At 62.1% G+C, this 16,363-nt stretch carries 10 protein-coding genes; 7 read left to right on the top strand and 3 right to left on the bottom strand.

Annotated features, from left to right (window positions below; all coding sequences use genetic code 11):
* Positions 1 to 68: 68 nt before the first annotated feature.
* Genes JYG36_RS12255 through JYG36_RS12245 form a run of 3 tightly spaced genes read right to left on the bottom strand, consistent with a single transcriptional unit; the run spans position 69 to position 4,242 of the window.
* A complete protein-coding gene (locus JYG36_RS12255; protein WP_177329136.1) occupies positions 69 to 2,168 on the bottom strand; it encodes a site-2 protease family protein in 2,100 nt (699 codons plus the stop codon).
* A complete protein-coding gene (locus tag JYG36_RS12250; protein WP_213604146.1) occupies positions 2,165 to 3,484 on the bottom strand; it encodes an efflux RND transporter periplasmic adaptor subunit in 1,320 nt (439 codons plus the stop codon). Before JYG36_RS12250 ends, JYG36_RS12255 begins: the two co-directional genes overlap by 4 nt.
* Positions 3,481 to 4,242: an efflux RND transporter periplasmic adaptor subunit gene (locus tag JYG36_RS12245; protein WP_082075376.1), complete on the bottom strand. Its 762-nt coding sequence runs from the start codon at positions 4,240 to 4,242 to the stop codon at positions 3,481 to 3,483. The genes JYG36_RS12250 and JYG36_RS12245 overlap by 4 nt, the downstream gene beginning before the upstream one ends.
* Positions 4,243 to 4,796: 554 nt before the next feature.
* Here JYG36_RS12245 and tssF point away from each other — a divergent pair.
* The 7 genes from tssF (at position 4,797) to JYG36_RS26715 (ending at position 16,276) form a co-directional block, all read left to right on the top strand.
* The gene (gene tssF / locus JYG36_RS12240; protein ID WP_213604145.1) at positions 4,797 to 6,575 is read left to right on the top strand and encodes a type VI secretion system baseplate subunit TssF; all 1,779 of its coding nucleotides are present in this window, start codon (positions 4,797 to 4,799) and stop codon (positions 6,573 to 6,575) included.
* A 298-nt stretch (positions 6,576 to 6,873) separates the two neighbouring features.
* A complete protein-coding gene (locus JYG36_RS12235; protein WP_213604144.1) occupies positions 6,874 to 9,591 on the top strand; it encodes a type VI secretion system Vgr family protein in 2,718 nt (905 codons plus the stop codon).
* Entirely contained in the window at positions 9,578 to 14,182 is a 4,605-nt protein-coding gene (locus tag JYG36_RS12230; RefSeq protein ID WP_213604143.1) for an RHS repeat-associated core domain-containing protein, read from the top strand. The genes JYG36_RS12235 and JYG36_RS12230 overlap by 14 nt, the downstream gene beginning before the upstream one ends.
* The gene (locus tag JYG36_RS12225; protein ID WP_213604142.1) at positions 14,179 to 14,532 is read left to right on the top strand and encodes a DUF7668 domain-containing protein; all 354 of its coding nucleotides are present in this window, start codon (positions 14,179 to 14,181) and stop codon (positions 14,530 to 14,532) included. The genes JYG36_RS12230 and JYG36_RS12225 overlap by 4 nt, the downstream gene beginning before the upstream one ends.
* A 67-nt stretch (positions 14,533 to 14,599) precedes the next feature.
* The gene (locus tag JYG36_RS12220; protein WP_213604141.1) at positions 14,600 to 14,863 is read left to right on the top strand and encodes a PAAR domain-containing protein; all 264 of its coding nucleotides are present in this window, start codon (positions 14,600 to 14,602) and stop codon (positions 14,861 to 14,863) included.
* Between the two features lie 69 nt (positions 14,864 to 14,932).
* Entirely contained in the window at positions 14,933 to 15,271 is a 339-nt protein-coding gene (locus JYG36_RS12215; protein ID WP_213604139.1) for a hypothetical protein, read from the top strand.
* Between the two features lie 18 nt (positions 15,272 to 15,289).
* On the top strand, positions 15,290 to 16,276 hold the full coding sequence (locus JYG36_RS26715; RefSeq protein WP_213604137.1) for an RHS repeat domain-containing protein: 987 nt from the start codon (positions 15,290 to 15,292) through the stop codon (positions 16,274 to 16,276).
* Positions 16,277 to 16,363: the final 87 nt, after the last annotated feature.

The following is a 16,363-nucleotide window of genomic DNA, read 5'->3' as shown; positions in this document are numbered from 1 at the left end:
CAATGCCCCACGCCGGGCGTGAGATCATTGTGATGGCATTTTATTCTAATTGTCTGACAATCGCACTATCAAAATCCGCTTTCTCTTACCCCCAGCGCGGCCATTCGTCGCCATGCCGATGCCAGCAGCGACTGGCCCTTGCCTTCGAGCACCACCAGCCCGCGAACCGGGCGTTGCAGGCCCCCAGGCGGGCTGTTTTCGAGGGCAAAGCGTACGCCGTATTGCCCCTGCAGCGGCTGCGCCCGGCGGTTCTCGTCGCGGCGGATGGCGATGGGGCCCTGGTGCTCGGAAACCAGCGCCTCCTGATCGATGGCGCTGACCCCGGTGGTGTCGATATCGCTGAGGCTGACCCGCAGCGAATCGCGCAGCGGATCATCGGCAACAAAATGCCCGGGCGCGCCGGCCTCGACCCGCCACAAGTCCGCTTCGGCCAGGTAACCACGCAGGCGCAGGCCCTCCTCGACCACTGCAGCCAGCGGCAACTGCGCGGCAATCCAGCGGCCCGGTGCCAGGCCCACGGCCAGGTCGCGTATCACCCCGGCGTGCGGCGCGCGCAGGTTCAGGCGCTCGCGCTGGGCGGCCAGGCCGCGGTATTCGGCCACCGCCTCGGCCAGGCGCTGCTCGAGGATGCCGCTGTCGGCGGCGGTTTCACTGCGCCCGGCCTGGCGACGCAATTGCAGCTGCAGGATCTGGATTTCGCGCCGTACGATCTGCAGGCGCGATTCCAGGTCCGGTGACTCCAGCACCACCAGCAACTGATCGCGGGCCACGCGCTGGCCGTCCTGCACATGCACCTCGCGGATACGCGCTGCGGTCGGTGCATGCAGGGCACTGACCCGCGACGCTTCGAGCAGCGCCGGCACCTCGACATCGCTGCGCCACGGCAACACCAGCACCAGCAGCACCGCCAGCAGGCCGAGGCCCAGGCCCAGCACCTTGCGCGGTTGCGCTCGCTGGCGTTGCTGCCACCAGTGCTGGCCCTCCTTATAGACCGGCAAGGCGATGAACCAGGTCAGCTCGACCAGCATCAAAAAGATGCCCAGCGCCTTGAAAAACAAGTGATACACCGCCAGGGCGATGCCGAAAAACAGCACTGCGCGCCACAGCCAGGCGGCGTAACCCCAGCTCAACAAGCGCCGGCGCATGGCCGCCGACCACGGCTCGGGCGCCGCCTCGCCATAACCGAACAGCGCCTCGCGCAAGCGCCAGCGGCACAGGGCGAAGGCCCGGCCCTGGAGGTTGTCAACCGCCCACAGGTCGCTGAGCAGAAAGTAGCCGTCAAAGCGCATCAACGGATTGAGGTTGATCGCCAGGGTGGTGATCCAGGTGGCGCTGGCCAGCATGAACGCCGCCGTGCGCCCTGCCCCGTCCGGCAACAGCGACCAGGCCAGCAGGGCCAGGCAGGCCAGCAGCAACTCGGCGAGCACCCCGCCGGCGCCGATCAACAGGCGGGTGCGGCGGTCCTGCACGCGCCAGGCATCGCTGACATCGGTGTAGAGCATCGGCAACAGCACCATGAACGCCAGGCCCATGCTCGGCACCCGGCAGCCGGCGCGTTTGGCCATGTAGGCGTGGCCGAATTCGTGGCACAACTTGGCAAAGCCCAGGGCGATGGCAAAGGCTGCAGCACCGCCGAGGCTCAACAGGTGGGGAAAGGTTGCGAGAAAACGCTGCCAGTCGCGCATGACCAGAAACAGCCCCAGGCACAGTACCGTGGGCAGGCCGTAGCGCAGCAGGTTCGGGCCGAACCGCGCCAGCCACGGCCAGGTACGGTTGAGAAAGGCATCCGGGCGCCACAACGGGATACGAAAGAACAGGTACTTGTGCAGCAACTGGGTCCACAGCCCCTGTCGCTGGCGGGCGGCTTTGTCGGCGTAGCTGGCCCGTTGCTCGTCATCACTGGCGGTGACCAGGTCATGGCCACGCAAAAAGCGCAACAGCTCCTCAATGGCCGTGCCCGGCAGCGGCATGCCCGGTTCGCGATTGGCTGCGGCCAGCACCCGCGCCGGATCGCCCAGCGCCCAGTGCCGCAACAGGCGCATGGCGGGCGCGCCGAGCTTGAAATAGCGCCCGCGCAGCGGGTCGGCCAGGGTCCATTGCGCAGCGCCGTCCAGCCCTGGCGCGGCGGGCGACAGTTGCAGGTCCGGGCGCAGTGCCGGCAGCATCAAAGGCCCACCGTCTGGCGCAGGGCCGCCAACGGCCGGCGCAGCAGGTACAGCGCCAGCGGTGCACGCTGGCCAAACAGCTTGGCGGTGCCACGCAGGCCGATGCGCGGCGGCGCGTCGGTAAAGCGTGCGTCCAGGCGATAAGCCAGTTGCCCGGCCGGAGTGTTCTGCGCTTCGTAGGCGGCGCGTTCGAGCTCGGCGCCATGACGGTGCAACGGGTCGCTGTCGAGAAACAGCGCCACTTCGGCGCCAGGCTCAAGGCTCAAGGCATCGGCCACCGGCAGCTCGATGCGCAGCTCGGCCTGGGCCGGGTCGGCGATTTCCAGCAGACGCTCGCCGGTCTGCAATGGCTTACCGGTCAGGCGCTGGGCGTCGGCGAACACGGCAATACCGGCACGCTCGGCACGCACATCGGCGCGCGCCAGCAGCTCGCGGGTATAATCGCGCTCGGCGCGCTTCTGCTCGACACGGGCGGCCAGCAGGTCAAGCCGGGCGCTGGATTCAGCATCGGAAAAGGCTCGCTGGGTGTTGGCCTTGAGCTCGGCCTCGGCGACCCCGAGGGTGCGCTCGGCAACATCGGCCTGGGCCTTGAGGCTGGTGGCGTCGAAGCGCACCAGCACCTGCCCGGCCTGCACCGCCTGGTTGGGCTTGATCAGGAACTCGGCGATCACCCCATCCAGCGGTGCGGCCACCACCTGGCCGTTGCGTGGCACTACTTCGGCCGGCGCCAACACCGACTGGCGCACCGGCACCAGCAGCACCAGCAGGGCTGCGGCGCCGATCGCCCAGCGGCTGCGTGCCGGCCAGCGCAGGCGCCATGGTTTGCCCGGCTGCAAGGCCAGCCAGGCATGGCTGTAACACTCGCCCAGGTGGTTGAGCAAGCTGTGCTCGGCCTCGACCCAAGGGTTGTCGCGGGCCAGCCACAAACCGCCAAAAACCACACCCTGGCGGTCCTTGAGCGGCAGCCAGAAGGCGTGGGCAGCTGACAACGACTGCCAGTCATCGCGGCTGGCCTGATCGAAACTGTCCGGGTTCAGCGGGCCGCTGGTGTCCAGGCGGGCACTGTTGCCCAGTTGCGCGGCGGCATGTTCGATGAAGGCCACGAACGGCGCGTTCGCCTCGACCATGCTGATCGCGGTCAACGCCCGCACCTTGCCGGCAATCAGCAATGCCGCGTGGCGAAAGGCGAACAGCGGCTGGGGGTCGTTGACCATGCTGAAGGCCAGCGCCTCGACCGTGCTCGCGGCGCGGGCCTGATGCTCCAGGCGCAGGTAATGCGCCAGCAGCTGCTCCATGCCATTGGCTACGGGCGCGTTCATGGCTGGCCGGCGAAGTGCGCGGTGCCGCTCATGCCGGCCAGCAGGCCGCGGCTGTCGGCCGGCAGCGTGCCGATCAGCAGCAGGGTCTGGCTGCCTTCATCGATGCGCGCGCCCAGGCGCTTGACCACCGCCTGCAGCGGCGCGCCGGTTTCATCGGGGACGAAGCTGAAGGTCTGTTCCGGCTTGAGCTTGCCCAGCCAGCGCGAAGGCACCAGCAGGTGCACCTCCAGCGAACGGTTGTCGACGATTTCCAGCAACGGCGCGCCGCTGGCCACGCTTTCGTGGGCCTGGACCTTACGGGCAACCACCTGGCCGTCGAACGGGGCCTTGACCTGGCAGCGCTGCACCTGCACCTGATAAACCTGCGCCTCGGCCTGGGCCTGCGCCTGGCGCGCTTCGGCCAGGGTCACTTCGAAGCGCCCGACCGAATTGAGCGCCGCCAGTTGCTGCTTGTTGCGCAGCTCTTCACGGGCCGCACGCACGGCAGCGCCGGCGGCATTCTGCTGGGCCTGGTAAGCGCTGCAATCAAAACGCACCAGCACATCGCCCTTGCTGAACGACTGGCCTTCGGCGAACGGCATGTCCACCACCCGCCCGGCCAGCTCGCTGGCCAGCACCGCCTGCGAGCGCGCGCGCAGCACGCCGCGCACTTCGCTGACGCTCGAGGTCGCGCCCTCGAGCAGCGGATCGCTGTCGGCAGCCGCCTGCGCCAGGCTTGCGACCATCACCAACGCCAGGCACCAGGCTCCGTGCTTCATCTCGCTGCATCCTTTCATTATTGGTTGTATGCGTTGTGTATCGGTTGCAGCGGCGCGAACCTGATTACCGTTGGTCAGCAGCCGCTGGCTGGCAACCCAGGCACCGCCCTACGTGCCAGGCACAGGTGGCATGGCAAGTGTAGTAGCGGGGAACATGCGCGATGAAATGCGCGAACTGCAATCAAGGTAAGTGGCAGGATGCTATCAGTGTTTTTCGAGGCGCGGTAGCGGGTGCGAGGGGGTAAACACTATATTTTTTTTGGCCCGGCGAGCTGGCCTTCGTCAGCGATGAGAACGATGCTGCTTTTGCGCACGGTTCTCTACCAGCAGCACGCTCAAACACGTCTGAATACAGACTCCATAAAATACGAACTTACATCTTGTCAAAACATTTGCATTGACGCTTCAGCCCCTCTGGCGAAAACAATAAACCCAGACCGAGCGATACACAGAAGTTTGAAAAGCAAACATTAAAGATGCTTCCTACAAACAATAAAAAACATTAAACAACTTCCCCCAATACGTTGAAAGCAAACGTTCACGCAGGGCCGCACATGTCATTAAAAAGTCGTTATATGGAAGAACGCCGGCGCCTGCGCGAACTGGCCGACGAATTTGCCGAAGACGATCCGCGCCTGGCGCACTTTCTCGGCAGCGAAGCCTCTGACCCCGACGTCGAGCGATTGATGGAAGGCTTTGCATTCCTGACTGCAAAGCTTGCGATGAAGATCGACGACCACCTGCCGGAAATCACCCAGCCGCTGCTGCAACTGGTCTATCCCAATTTCCTTCGGCCCTTGCCCAGCGTCACCCTGGTGCGCTTCGACCCGATCGATCATGCGCTGAGCGAAAGCCAGCTGATCCCCAAGGGTACCGCGCTGTTCTCCAGGCCGGTCGACGGCGTGAACTGTACCTTTCGCACCTGTACCGACGTGACCCTCTACCCCTTGGTCATCGATGAGATCTGCCACATCGACAGTGCCGACAAATCCATCGTCCACATCGACCTTGGCGCGCTGACCGAGCAACCGCTGCGCCAGCTCGACTGCGACCGGTTGAGCTTTCATCTGGGAGGCGCTGCAAGCAACGCCCTGACGCTCTACCAATGGCTGTCACAGCACCTGCACAAGGTGGTTTTGCACATCAACGACCATCGCTATTCCCTCCCGCCCGCGACCTTGACCTTTGCCGGTTTCGAACCCGGCGAGGCACTCCTGCCAAGCCCGGGCGAGCACCTGGATGGCTACCGCCTGATACAGGAGTACTTTTACTTCCCGCAGCGCTTTCACGGCTTCAACCTGACCGAACTGCGCCGCTACTGGCCGGACGCCGCAGCCGAGCATATCCGCCTGGAACTGCGTTTTGACGCGCCCTTCCCCAACGGTTTCCAGCTCGACCGCGACAGCCTTTCACTGTACTGCACACCGGCCATCAACCTCTTCAACCACCCGGCCAGGCCCATCCCGCTTGACGGGCAGGCCGTCTGCGAAGCCGTGCAACCCAGCGGGCGGCGAGCGCAGGCCTATGAGATTTTCAGCGTTGACAAGGTCGCTACCCGACGCCGGGACACACAGACCTCGCAGGATCAACAAAGCCTGGAGTTCGCGCCCTACGAAGCACTGCCCCGGCGTGTCGAACGCGCCGAAGAGCGTAGCGCACACTATTACAGCGTGACGCTCGAACAAGACCTGATCAAAGAGCGGGCGCGCCATGTCATCCGCCTGCTGCACGGTGATCAACGCCCCTACCGGGGCCAGCAGCAGACCCTGAACATCGACCTCACCTGCTGCAATGGCAACCTGCCCCTGCAACTGGACATCGGCGATATCAACCTCACCACCCAGGCCACGCCCTCGTTTGCCACCTACCGCAACCTGACCCGCCCGACCCGCTGTTACCCACCGGCGCTGGATGACGACCTGCACGGGGATGTGCAGTGGGTACTGCTTTCCAACCTGGCCCTGAATGACCTGTCGCTGTCCTGCGCCGACGCGCTCAAGGCGGTGCTGCAAGTCTATGACTTCGTGGCGCCCTATGACCTGCAGCACAAGCGCGCCACCCAGCGCCGCCTTAACGCTATCGAACACGCCAGCACGGCGCCGACTGACTGGTTGATCAAGGGCCTGCCCGTGCGCGGCATGCTCACCACGCTCAGGGTCAACCCCAACGCCTTCGACAATGAGGGCGACCTGCAGCTGTTTGGCAGCGTGCTCTCGCACTTCATGGCGCTGTATGCCAGCAGCAACTCCTTTCACCAGCTGGAAATCATCAACAGCGTGCGTAACACCAGCTTCGTCTGGCCCGCACGCACCGGCCAGCAGCCGGTGATGTGAACCCGGCAGGCCGCCACTACCTGAGTATGAGCCGGGAAAAACTACGCGTGCGATGCGCTGAGTTGCGTTCAATAACGTGCACTTAAACCGCTCTGTAATCAGCAGAGCAAACTACTACGCCTGCAAAAAACACCCCAAAAACAACAAGTGACTTTTCCCACAAGCATTTAGGAAGCCCAACAAAGACAAGGCAGTAAGTTACCTCTTACTGTCTCCCCCCTCTGTAAGAACAAATCTTGTTGGACGTTCCATCCACGTCCATTCGACCTGCCCGACGCAATGAACAGCAGGAGTTGCCATGCCCGGCCAGCGCGATGTGCGTTTTACCTTCAGCTCGACGGCTGACATTGACTTTGATGTGGTGTCTTTTGAACTGAACGAGGGTATTTCCCAACTCTATCGTTTGACCATCGAGCTGGTCAGTGCAACCGCCGACGCCGACTTTGCCACCCTGCTCGACCAGCCTGCGGCTCTGACCCTCTGGCAGGGCAACCAGGCCGTTCGCCATGTGCATGGCCTGATCAGTCGTTTCGAACAGGGCCAGACCGGCTTTCGCCGCACCCGCTACCGCGCCGAGATCGAACCGCAGCTGGCGCGCGCGCAACTGCGCTCCGACTGGCGCATCTTCCAGAAACGCAGCGTGCCGCAGATCCTTGAGCAACTGTGCAAGGAGCGTCAATGGGGCCAGGCCAGCCAGCACCTGAGCGAAACCCACCTGCCCCGCGAGTACTGCGTGCAGGCGGGCGAACTGGACCTGGACTTCTACCTGCGCCTGGCGGCCGAGGAAGGCTTGCTGTCGAGCTTCGAGCACAGCGAAGCCGGCCATCGGCTGATCCAGGCCGACCATATCGCGACCTTCGGCGCCATCGAGGGCGGGCCGGTACTGTATGAGGCCAATCCGGGGGGCGAAGCCTGGCAACCGTCCCTGCGCCAGTTCACCTACCGCGAACAGGTACGGACCAGCTGCCAGACCCAGCGTGACTACACCTTCAGCCATCCGCGCTACAACCTGGAGCAAAACGTGCTGGCCGCCGAGATGGGCAGCCAGACCGTCGACTACGAGCGCTACGACTACCCCGGTCGCTACAAGCACGACGACGCCGGCAAACCCTTCACCCAGACCCGCCTCAAGGCCCTGCGCGGTGATGCGCGCACCGCCGAGGTCGAAGGCGACGATGCGCGTCTGCTGCCGGGCAAGGCCTTCACCCTCAGTGGCCATCCGCGCGAAGACCTCAACAGCGGCTGGCGACCAATCCAGATCAAGCACCAAGGCCGCCAGCACACCGCCCTGGAAGAAGAGTCTGCCGAAAGCGAACACGGCACCTGGTACAGCCTGACCGCCACCTTGATCCCCGATACCGTTGAATGGCATGCCCCGGCGCGCCCCAAGCCATGCATCGAAGGGCCGCAGATCGCCATGGTGGTCGGCCCGGCCAAAGAGGAAATCTACTGCGACGAGCATGGCCGCGTGCGCGTGCAGTTTCCCTGGGACCGCGAAGGCTGCGAAGACGATCGCAGCTCGTGCTGGGTGCGCGTCGCCCAGACCTGGGCCGGGGCGGGCTGGGGGCATGTGGCCCTGCCGCGGATCGGCCAGGAAGTGGTGGTGGGCTTTCTCCACGGCGATCCGGACCAGCCAATGATCATGGGCCGCAGCTATCACGCGATCAACCGCCCACCGTACCGCTTGCCCGAGTTCAAGGCACTGAGCCCGCTGCGCAGCAAAGAGCACCACGGCCAGCGCCACAACGAACTGCGCCTGGACGACACCAGCGGGCAGATCAGCGCCACCTTGATGAGCGATCACGCCGCCAGTGCCTTGAACCTGGGCTACCTGACCCATCCCCGGCCCGGTGGCGGGCAGCCCCGGGGTGAAGGCTTCGAACTGCGCACCGACGCCCACGGCGTGGTGCGTGCCGGCGGCGGCCTGCTGCTGACCAGCGAACTGCGCGCCCGCGCCGCCTCCCACCACACCGACCTGCCGCAAACCGCCGAACGCCTGAAGACCGCCCAGCAATACCACGCCACTTTCGCCAGCGAAGCCCGCGACCACCTGGCCCAGGAAAGCGGCGACCAGGACGAAGTCGCCGATGCGCTTCAGGCCCAGCACGACGGCATACGCGGCCGCGGTACCGGCAACCCCAATGCCAATCAATACCCCGAGTTCAGTGAACCCTTCCTGGTCCTCGACAGCCCGGCCGGGATCGCCAGCAGCACGCCGCAATCCACCCACCTGGCCAGCGGCGAACACCTGGGCCTGAGCAGTGGCGGGCACACCAGCCTGGCCGTCGGCAAGCGCCTGCTGATCAGTGTCAGCCGAGGCCTGCGCACCTTCGTGCAAAGCCTCGGCTGGCGCCTGGTCGCAGCCTCCGGCGATATCGACATCCGCGCCTTGAAAGACAGCATCAACCTGCTGGCCAAACTCAAGGTCACCGTCAGCGCCGAACGCATCATCCTCAGCGCCAAGGAGGAGCTGGTGATCCAGGCGGCGGGCAGCAGCACCACCTACAACGCCGGCGGCATCAGCCACGCCACCAGCGGCGTGTACACAACCCACGCCACAGACTTTCTCTACAAAGGCGCAAAGAGCCAGGCGGCGGCCTTTCCTGAAGGGCCAAAAGCCGGCAAAGGCAATCTTGAGCTGTTCCAGCACTACGCCAATGGTTTTGCGTTCAAGGGCTCGGAGTATCAGGTCGAGGATGCACTCGGGCAGGTTTTCAAGGGCACGCTGGATGACAACGGCTTTGCGGCGGTGGCAGGCCTGGCGCCAGGACCGGTCAAGGTGCTGTTCGGCACAGACAAGACTCGCGCCGCCTCGGCAGCGCCATTTGCAGAGCAAGCAGCACGATCAGCAGCGACACCCGGCGCCATGACTACCTTGCGGCCGTCGCAGGTCATCCAGCAGACGCTGGACCGCCTCTTCGCAATGGAGTCCGCTGATAAAGGACTGCCCCTCTCCCTTCCCGCTATTCCCGCAAATCGAACCAGTAACGGAGGCGGCCCGAATGGCTCGATGTGAAGGTGCGGTCGCGCCCAAGAATACTTTTACCGAAGAGGATGTAAGGGCTGGCACCGACAAACTGGCGCAGTGGCTGACCGGGCTCACCGGTGATGCCGTCAACTGGCGCACTGTTATTACTGTCGGTGAACTGCTACCCGTCGCGGGCTCGATCTTCGCTGCGGCCGATGCGATCGGCGACATCATTGAGCTGGCCCAGGGCGACGCCACCTACAGGGCCGATCTCTACAATTGGGTCGGCCTGGGGATCAACCTGTTCGGCCTGGTTCCGCTTCCTGGAGTCGGAGCAGCCCGAGCGGTCATGCGCCCTTCACTGAAGACCCTCACAACCACCAAAGGCGACATCAGCCAGGCGCTGCTGACTACCATAGAAAGCGCGCTGGCCGATGTCTGCCCCGGCGATCTCGAGGCATTCGTCAAGGAGGTTGAAGCCACCCTGCACAGCATCCTCAAGGCCTTTGCACAAAAGGTCATCGAGGTTTGTAAATTCCTTGCTGACCTCATCCGCTCGGTGGCAAGCGGCGTTGTACAGGACGTGGCACTGACCGTGCTCTTTCCCGGAATCAGCCTGGTAGTTGAAGCGGCCGATGCCTTCAAGAGACGCACCGGATTCGGCTTTGGAAAAGACGATATCGGCTTAGGCGACAGACAAAAGCAACAGTTGCAGAAAACCCTTGAGCCCGTTGCGGCGAGCATCGAGCAGATTGGCAATATCGCCAGCGACAAGATCATCCAGACAGGCAGTGAAACCAATCCGGACAGCCTTCTTAGCATCATCAGGGCGCTTTCCAGTGCCTTGCAGCGACGCAAGAATGCCCCACGCCAGGCGAATATGGCGCCTGGCAGAACCAACGAAGCCAGAAGGCCACAGCCGCAAAATGGCACTCAAGCCAGTCCGGCCCAGCGCTCTGCCCGTGCTGACGGTAACTGCCAAAAGCAGGGAAGCAAAGCTGGCACCCAGTGCAGCATCAGCTTCGCCATGGGCAGCGAAACAATTGTCCATACCGACTTCGAGCTTCCCGGCACCTTCCCCCTGGTGTGGAACAGGACTTACCGTTCCTCACTCTCAGCCTTTGACAACAACCCGTTCGGTGCCCGCTGGATCACGCCGTTCTCCAGCCGCTTGGATCTGAGCGAAGATCAACTCACCTACCATGCGACCGATGGGCGTAGCCACCACTACCCGCTTCCCGACGTTCACCATCACCATCTCGACCCGATTGAAAACCTGGTCATTGCGCGCACCAGCAAAAACAGATTGGTACTGCTGCGGGGGCATGACAGCCAGGAGCACTACGAACGGGTAAGCAATCAGTTCCGCCTGACAGCCATCAGCCTGCGCGGCGGTGCCCGCATTGCCTTGCACTACGAGCACCAACACGCTGAACACAGCGTGCTCTCGGATTTGCTCACCTACCAGAACGACACCCCGCACCAGCACATCCATACCCAGATCGACGACCAGGGCCGAATCAAGGCACTTTGGCTCATGCATGACGGCCAAGCGCTTCGACAGTTGGCACGTTATGAGTTCGACCACCAGGGTGACCTGCGCGCCGCCCGCGACGAGCACGATGCTCAATGGAACTATGACTACCAGCACCATCTGCTAACCCGCTACACCGACCGCACCGGTCGCGGCATGAACCTGCAATGGCAAGGCAACGGGCCGGATGCCAAAGCGGTTCGAGAATGGGCCGACGATGGCAGCCAGGACACCCGCCTGAGCTGGGACCCGGACATCCGCCTGACACGCCTGCTCGACGCCAACGGTCAAGAGACGCTGTATTACTACGATGTCCTCGGCTACACCTACCGCATCATCCATCCCGATAGCAACGAGGAGTGGTTCTATCGCGACGACGCCAAGAACCTCACCCAGCACATCCACACCGACGGCAGTGTCGACAGCTACGCCTACGATGAGCGCGGCAACCTGGTCCAGCACACCCGCCCCGACGGCACCAGCGTCCACCATGCCTACGACGACCAGGACCTGCGCTTCAAGACCCGCGATGCCGAGGGCGGGCTGTGGAAGTACGACTACGACCCGCGTGGCAACATCATCGAAACCCTCGATCCGCTGGAGCACAAGACCCAGTACAGATACAACAGCGACAACCTGCCCGTTGCCATCATCGACGCCAACGGCGCAGAGAAAAAACTCGCCTACAACGCCGACGGCCAGCTGATCCGCTACACCGACTGTTCCGGCAAAACCAGCCAATGGCGATACAACGCGCTGGGGCAACTGTCCCAAGTCACCGACGCCGCGGGCATGGTCACCAGCTACCATTACCAGGCAGGTCAGCTCAGCCGTATTGTTCACCCGGACAAGACCGAGGAGCGTTTCGAGCGCGATGCCGAAGGCCGTCTTCTCGACCACATCGACGCCCTGCAGCGCCGCACCGTCTGGCAATACAACGAAGCGGGGCTGATCCAGCAACGCCGGAACGCCGATGGCAGCATCCTCAACTACCGCTGGGACCGGCTTGGCCAGCTTGTCGAGCTGCGCAACGAGAACAACAGCACGGCTACCTTCAAGTACGACCCGGTTGGCCGCCTGCTGAAGGAAACCGGTTTCGACCAGCAAACCACCCACTACCTCTACGACAACGGCAGCAACCAGCCTACCCGCCGCCTTGATGGCGATCGCGTCACCTGTTTCGAATACGACCCCCTGGGCCGACTGCTAATGCGCCAGGCAGGCCAGAGGACGGCGCAGCAATGGCAAACCGAAACGTTCGCCTACGACGGTAACGGCAATCTGCTGCTCGCCGAGAACGACGCCTGCAAGCTGCAATGGTTCTACGATAGCGCTGGCAACAACACGCGCGAACACCAGTACCTGCGTTACCTGAAAAAGCCCCATGTTGCCATCTGGCGGCACGAGTATGACGCGCTGAACCAGCGGGTTGCCACGGTCCGTCCCGATGGCCATCGGGTCAGTTGGTTGACCTATGGCAGCGGCCACCTGCTGGCGCTGAAGCTGGACGATCGGGAACTGCTGAATTATCAGCGTGACGACCTGCACCGAGAGATTGGCCGCGAGCAAGGCAACGGCCTGCAACAACGCCAGAGCTGGACACCGAACGGTCACTTGCAGGAACAGACCGTCGCTCGACGCGGTGAGTCAAGCCGCTTGTCAGTGCGCAACTACCGTTACGACGTTGCCGGTCAGCTCACCAACATCCAGGACCTGCGCCGTGGCGCCATCAACTACCGCTACGATCCTGTTGGCCGCCTGCTCGAAGCAGGCAGTTTGGCAAATAGCGAACATTTCGCCTTCGACCCGGCCAGCAACCTCCTCGACCCGCAGGCACCCCAGGAGCACAACGGCTACCCGCGCAGCAAACTGCTCGACAACCTGCTGCGCGACTACTGTGGCAAGCACTACCTCTACGACGAACGCGGCAACCTCAAGGAGCGCATCGAGAACGGCAAGAAAGCCACCTTCAGCTGGGACCTCTACGACCGCTTGACGCACTACGAGGATGATCGGCTGACTGTCTACTATGCCTATGACGCCCTCGGCCGGCGCCTGTGCAAGCGCTCCCGCGCCAAGTACCAGAACCGCCGCGAGGCCGGTCCCGCATGGAACCAGAACGAACAGCGCAAGCTCGATCAGCAGTACGGCTGCGGCAACACCCTCTACGGCTGGGATGGCGACACCCTGGCCTTCGAAAACCGCACCCATGACCTTGGCGCCCGCCTGACCCACTACGTGTACGAGCCCGGCACCTTCGTGCCCGTTGCTCAAGCGGTGGAACACCGCTCCATCAAGTTGCTGCTCGAGCCTGTCTACGACTTCCCCTACGACATCGAGCGGGATCCCGTCTGGCAGCACAACCCCGCGCCAGCGCCCTTCGATGCGTTTGCCTGGTACCAGTGCGACCACCTGGGCACGCCCATGGAGCTTACCGACGAACAGGGCGAAGTGGCCTGGAGCGGCACCTACAAGGCCTGGGGCGCGGCACAGGAGAAACGCAGCGACACCGCCAAGCGCGCGGGCATCCACAATCCGTTGCGCTTTCAGGGGCAGTACTTCGATGTCGAGACAGGGCTGCATTACAACCGGTATCGGTACTATGATCCGGGGGTCGGGCGGTTTGTTGGGAAGGATCCGATCGGGTTTGCGGGTGGGTTGAATGTATTTGCTTATGCGCCGAATCCGGTTGAGTGGGTTGACCCGCTGGGGTTGGCGAAGAAGTGCCCATGCGAGTTCCCGGAAGGCTCAGTAGGTGCTTTGAGAGCGGCCGAGAAAAAGGACGCGCATCACATTATCCAAGATGCTGCCGTAAGAGAGCTGCCAAATTACAACACGAACGAAGCCCCCGGCCTTCAATTGCAAGGCCCATCCAATAGAATTGGTACACCTCACTACGCCGCCACGCAAGTCCAACGACAAGCAGGCGGAGGAACTTACGGCGCAGAAAGAAGAATCGGCTACAAGGCCATGAGACAAGCAGGAGTATCGCAAGTTGATGCTAGAGCCAACATTCACAGAGCTGATCAATACTTCGAGTCTATTGGAGTTAACAAATCAACTCCAACACGCACTGTAAAAAACAGACGAGGATCACAACGATGAGAGTTCTCCCACACGAAGCGTCCAAAGAATTGCTTAGCATCATTACCTTGCTCACAAACGGCCAGTATCAGAAAATTGAGAGTCTTACATCAAAAGGCGGATTGACTGCCGACGAAATGCGCAGAGCGATAGATGATTATGGACAAAAATTAACCACACCAACATCCGAAGAGCTCAACTCAAGTATTGACGCCATAAAAATTAACTGCAGCAACAAAGAAGCCTGGTCAATTCAACTACCACTCTGGACTGAGGAAGAAGGAGAATCAGATCTCACGTTAGAGGTCACCGTTACATTAAGAAATGGGGATGGCATACAAATACAAATTGAAAACATTCACATCCTATAGTATTCATGCCCCCAACAGAGGGCACCCGAAAAATAGCGACATAGTTACACGCGATGCTGGAGACAACATGAGAGCAATTGTTCGCCTCAACGACTCGACAGACCACGGCGGTACTGTGAGTAATTCCATCCCTCGTACGGACCTCAACGGCAAACCAATAGCCGGCAAAGGCAACCTAGTCTCCTGCCCGCTCTGCAAAGGCATCTTTCCCATCATAGAAGGCAGCAGCACCTACAGCGTCAACGGTATCCCGGTCGCGCTCGACGGCATGAAAACCGCCTGTGGCGCCAGCCTGATTGCCAGCGCCTCTCACGGCAGCGTGCATCGATAACCCGAAACTAAAGTGCACTTTGTTCGCACGGATTGCGACCACACCTCAGCGTCAACGGAGGATGAGGCCATGGGCCAACTGAAAACCCGAATTGCCGAGCTGAAGCAAGCCCTGCAACAGCTTGTCGAGCACAACGTCCACAACCCGGACGACGATGACCACTGGAGCGGCGTGCTGTTCTTCTGCGCCACGGACGAACGCACCCGCACTCTGGTTGAACAGGTTGAAACCCTCGCCAGCGAGCTGTTCTTCGACCCTCAAGGCAGGGCCCTGCGCCACCGCATGCGCACCGCCTGCATTGACGGCGTCATCATCCAGGAGTCAATGCCCTCCCGCGGCGATGAAACGGTTATCCGCATCGAGGTGTTACAAGCAGGTCGTATCACTGTGAGTGCAGCCAGGGAGTAAGGGCTACCGCTTGAATACTTGGCCTTCGACCCGGCCAGCAACCGCGCCAAGTACCAGCACCGCCGCGAGGCCGGTCCCGCATGGAACCAGAACGAGCAGCGCAAGCTCGATCAGCAGTACGGTTGTGGCAACACCCTCTACGGCTGGGATGGCGACACCCTGGCCTTCGAGAACCGCACCCATGACCTTGGCGCCCGCCTGACCCACTACGTGTACGAGCCCGGCACCTTCGTGCCCGTTGCTCAAGCGGTGGAGCACCGCTCCATCAAGTTGCTGCTCGAGCCTGTCTACGACTTCCCCTATGACATCGAGCGTGATCCCGTCTGGCAGCACAACCCCGCGCCAGCGCCCTTCGATGCGTTTGCCTGGTACCAGTGCGACCACCTGGGCACGCCCATGGAGCTTACCGACGAACAGGGCGAAGTGGCCTGGAGCGGCACCTACAAGGCCTGGGGCGCGGCACAGGAGAAACGCAGCGACACCGCCAAACGCGCGGGCATCCACAATCCGTTGCGCTTTCAGGGGCAGTACTTCGATGTCGAGACAGGGCTGCATTACAACCGGTATCGGTACTATGATCCGGGGGTCGGGCGGTTTGTTGGGAAGGATCCGATCGGGTTTGCGGGTGGGTTGAATGTATTTGCTTATGCGCCGAATCCGACTCAGTGGACTGACGCACTAGGCTTAGCGAGAAGAAGCAAGGATTCCAAACCCTCAGCGGCCAATCACTCACCATGCTGTTCGTGCAATGAAGGCTTCGCATATCGAGTTCTACGCGACGACGAAAGTATCGCAAGCGGACTCTCCGCGAAGGACCCAAATGCAAACTACGAAATGGAAGGCCACGTTTTACATGGTTCGAAAATTAAAACACAATATATTTCCGCCTCGAGATCACTGGAATCAGCAATTTCCAATAGGGCTACCTATGGAAACTCATCGCAAAGGATCGCCCGGATAGATTTGTCAAAAATACCAGGAAAGTCCATCGATTTATCCGGATAACTGCTCCCCCCTAAAGGGAACCACTGCAAAGAGATACGCAAACGCATCTCAAGAGATTTTGATTATTGGAAACGTCCCACCATCAGC

It is taken from the genome of Pseudomonas sp. SORT22, assembly GCF_018417635.1.
GTDB lineage: Bacteria > Pseudomonadota > Gammaproteobacteria > Pseudomonadales > Pseudomonadaceae > Aquipseudomonas.
This window is presented reverse-complemented; position numbering and strand designations above follow the sequence as displayed.

Excerpts from the sequence above, each read along its gene's own strand:
- JYG36_RS12250 (WP_213604146.1), bottom strand. The coding sequence starts at position 3,484 with ATGAACGCGCCCGTAGCCAATGGCATGGAGCAGCTGCTGGCGCATTAC.
- JYG36_RS12245 (WP_082075376.1), bottom strand. The coding sequence starts at position 4,242 with ATGAAGCACGGAGCCTGGTGCCTGGCGTTGGTGATGGTCGCAAGCCTG.
- tssF (WP_213604145.1), top strand. The coding sequence starts at position 4,797 with ATGTCATTAAAAAGTCGTTATATGGAAGAACGCCGGCGCCTGCGCGAA.
- JYG36_RS12235 (WP_213604144.1), top strand. The coding sequence starts at position 6,874 with ATGCCCGGCCAGCGCGATGTGCGTTTTACCTTCAGCTCGACGGCTGAC.
- JYG36_RS12230 (WP_213604143.1), top strand. The coding sequence starts at position 9,578 with ATGGCTCGATGTGAAGGTGCGGTCGCGCCCAAGAATACTTTTACCGAA.
- JYG36_RS12225 (WP_213604142.1), top strand. The coding sequence starts at position 14,179 with ATGAGAGTTCTCCCACACGAAGCGTCCAAAGAATTGCTTAGCATCATT.
- JYG36_RS12220 (WP_213604141.1), top strand. The coding sequence starts at position 14,600 with ATGAGAGCAATTGTTCGCCTCAACGACTCGACAGACCACGGCGGTACT.
- JYG36_RS12215 (WP_213604139.1), top strand. The coding sequence starts at position 14,933 with ATGGGCCAACTGAAAACCCGAATTGCCGAGCTGAAGCAAGCCCTGCAA.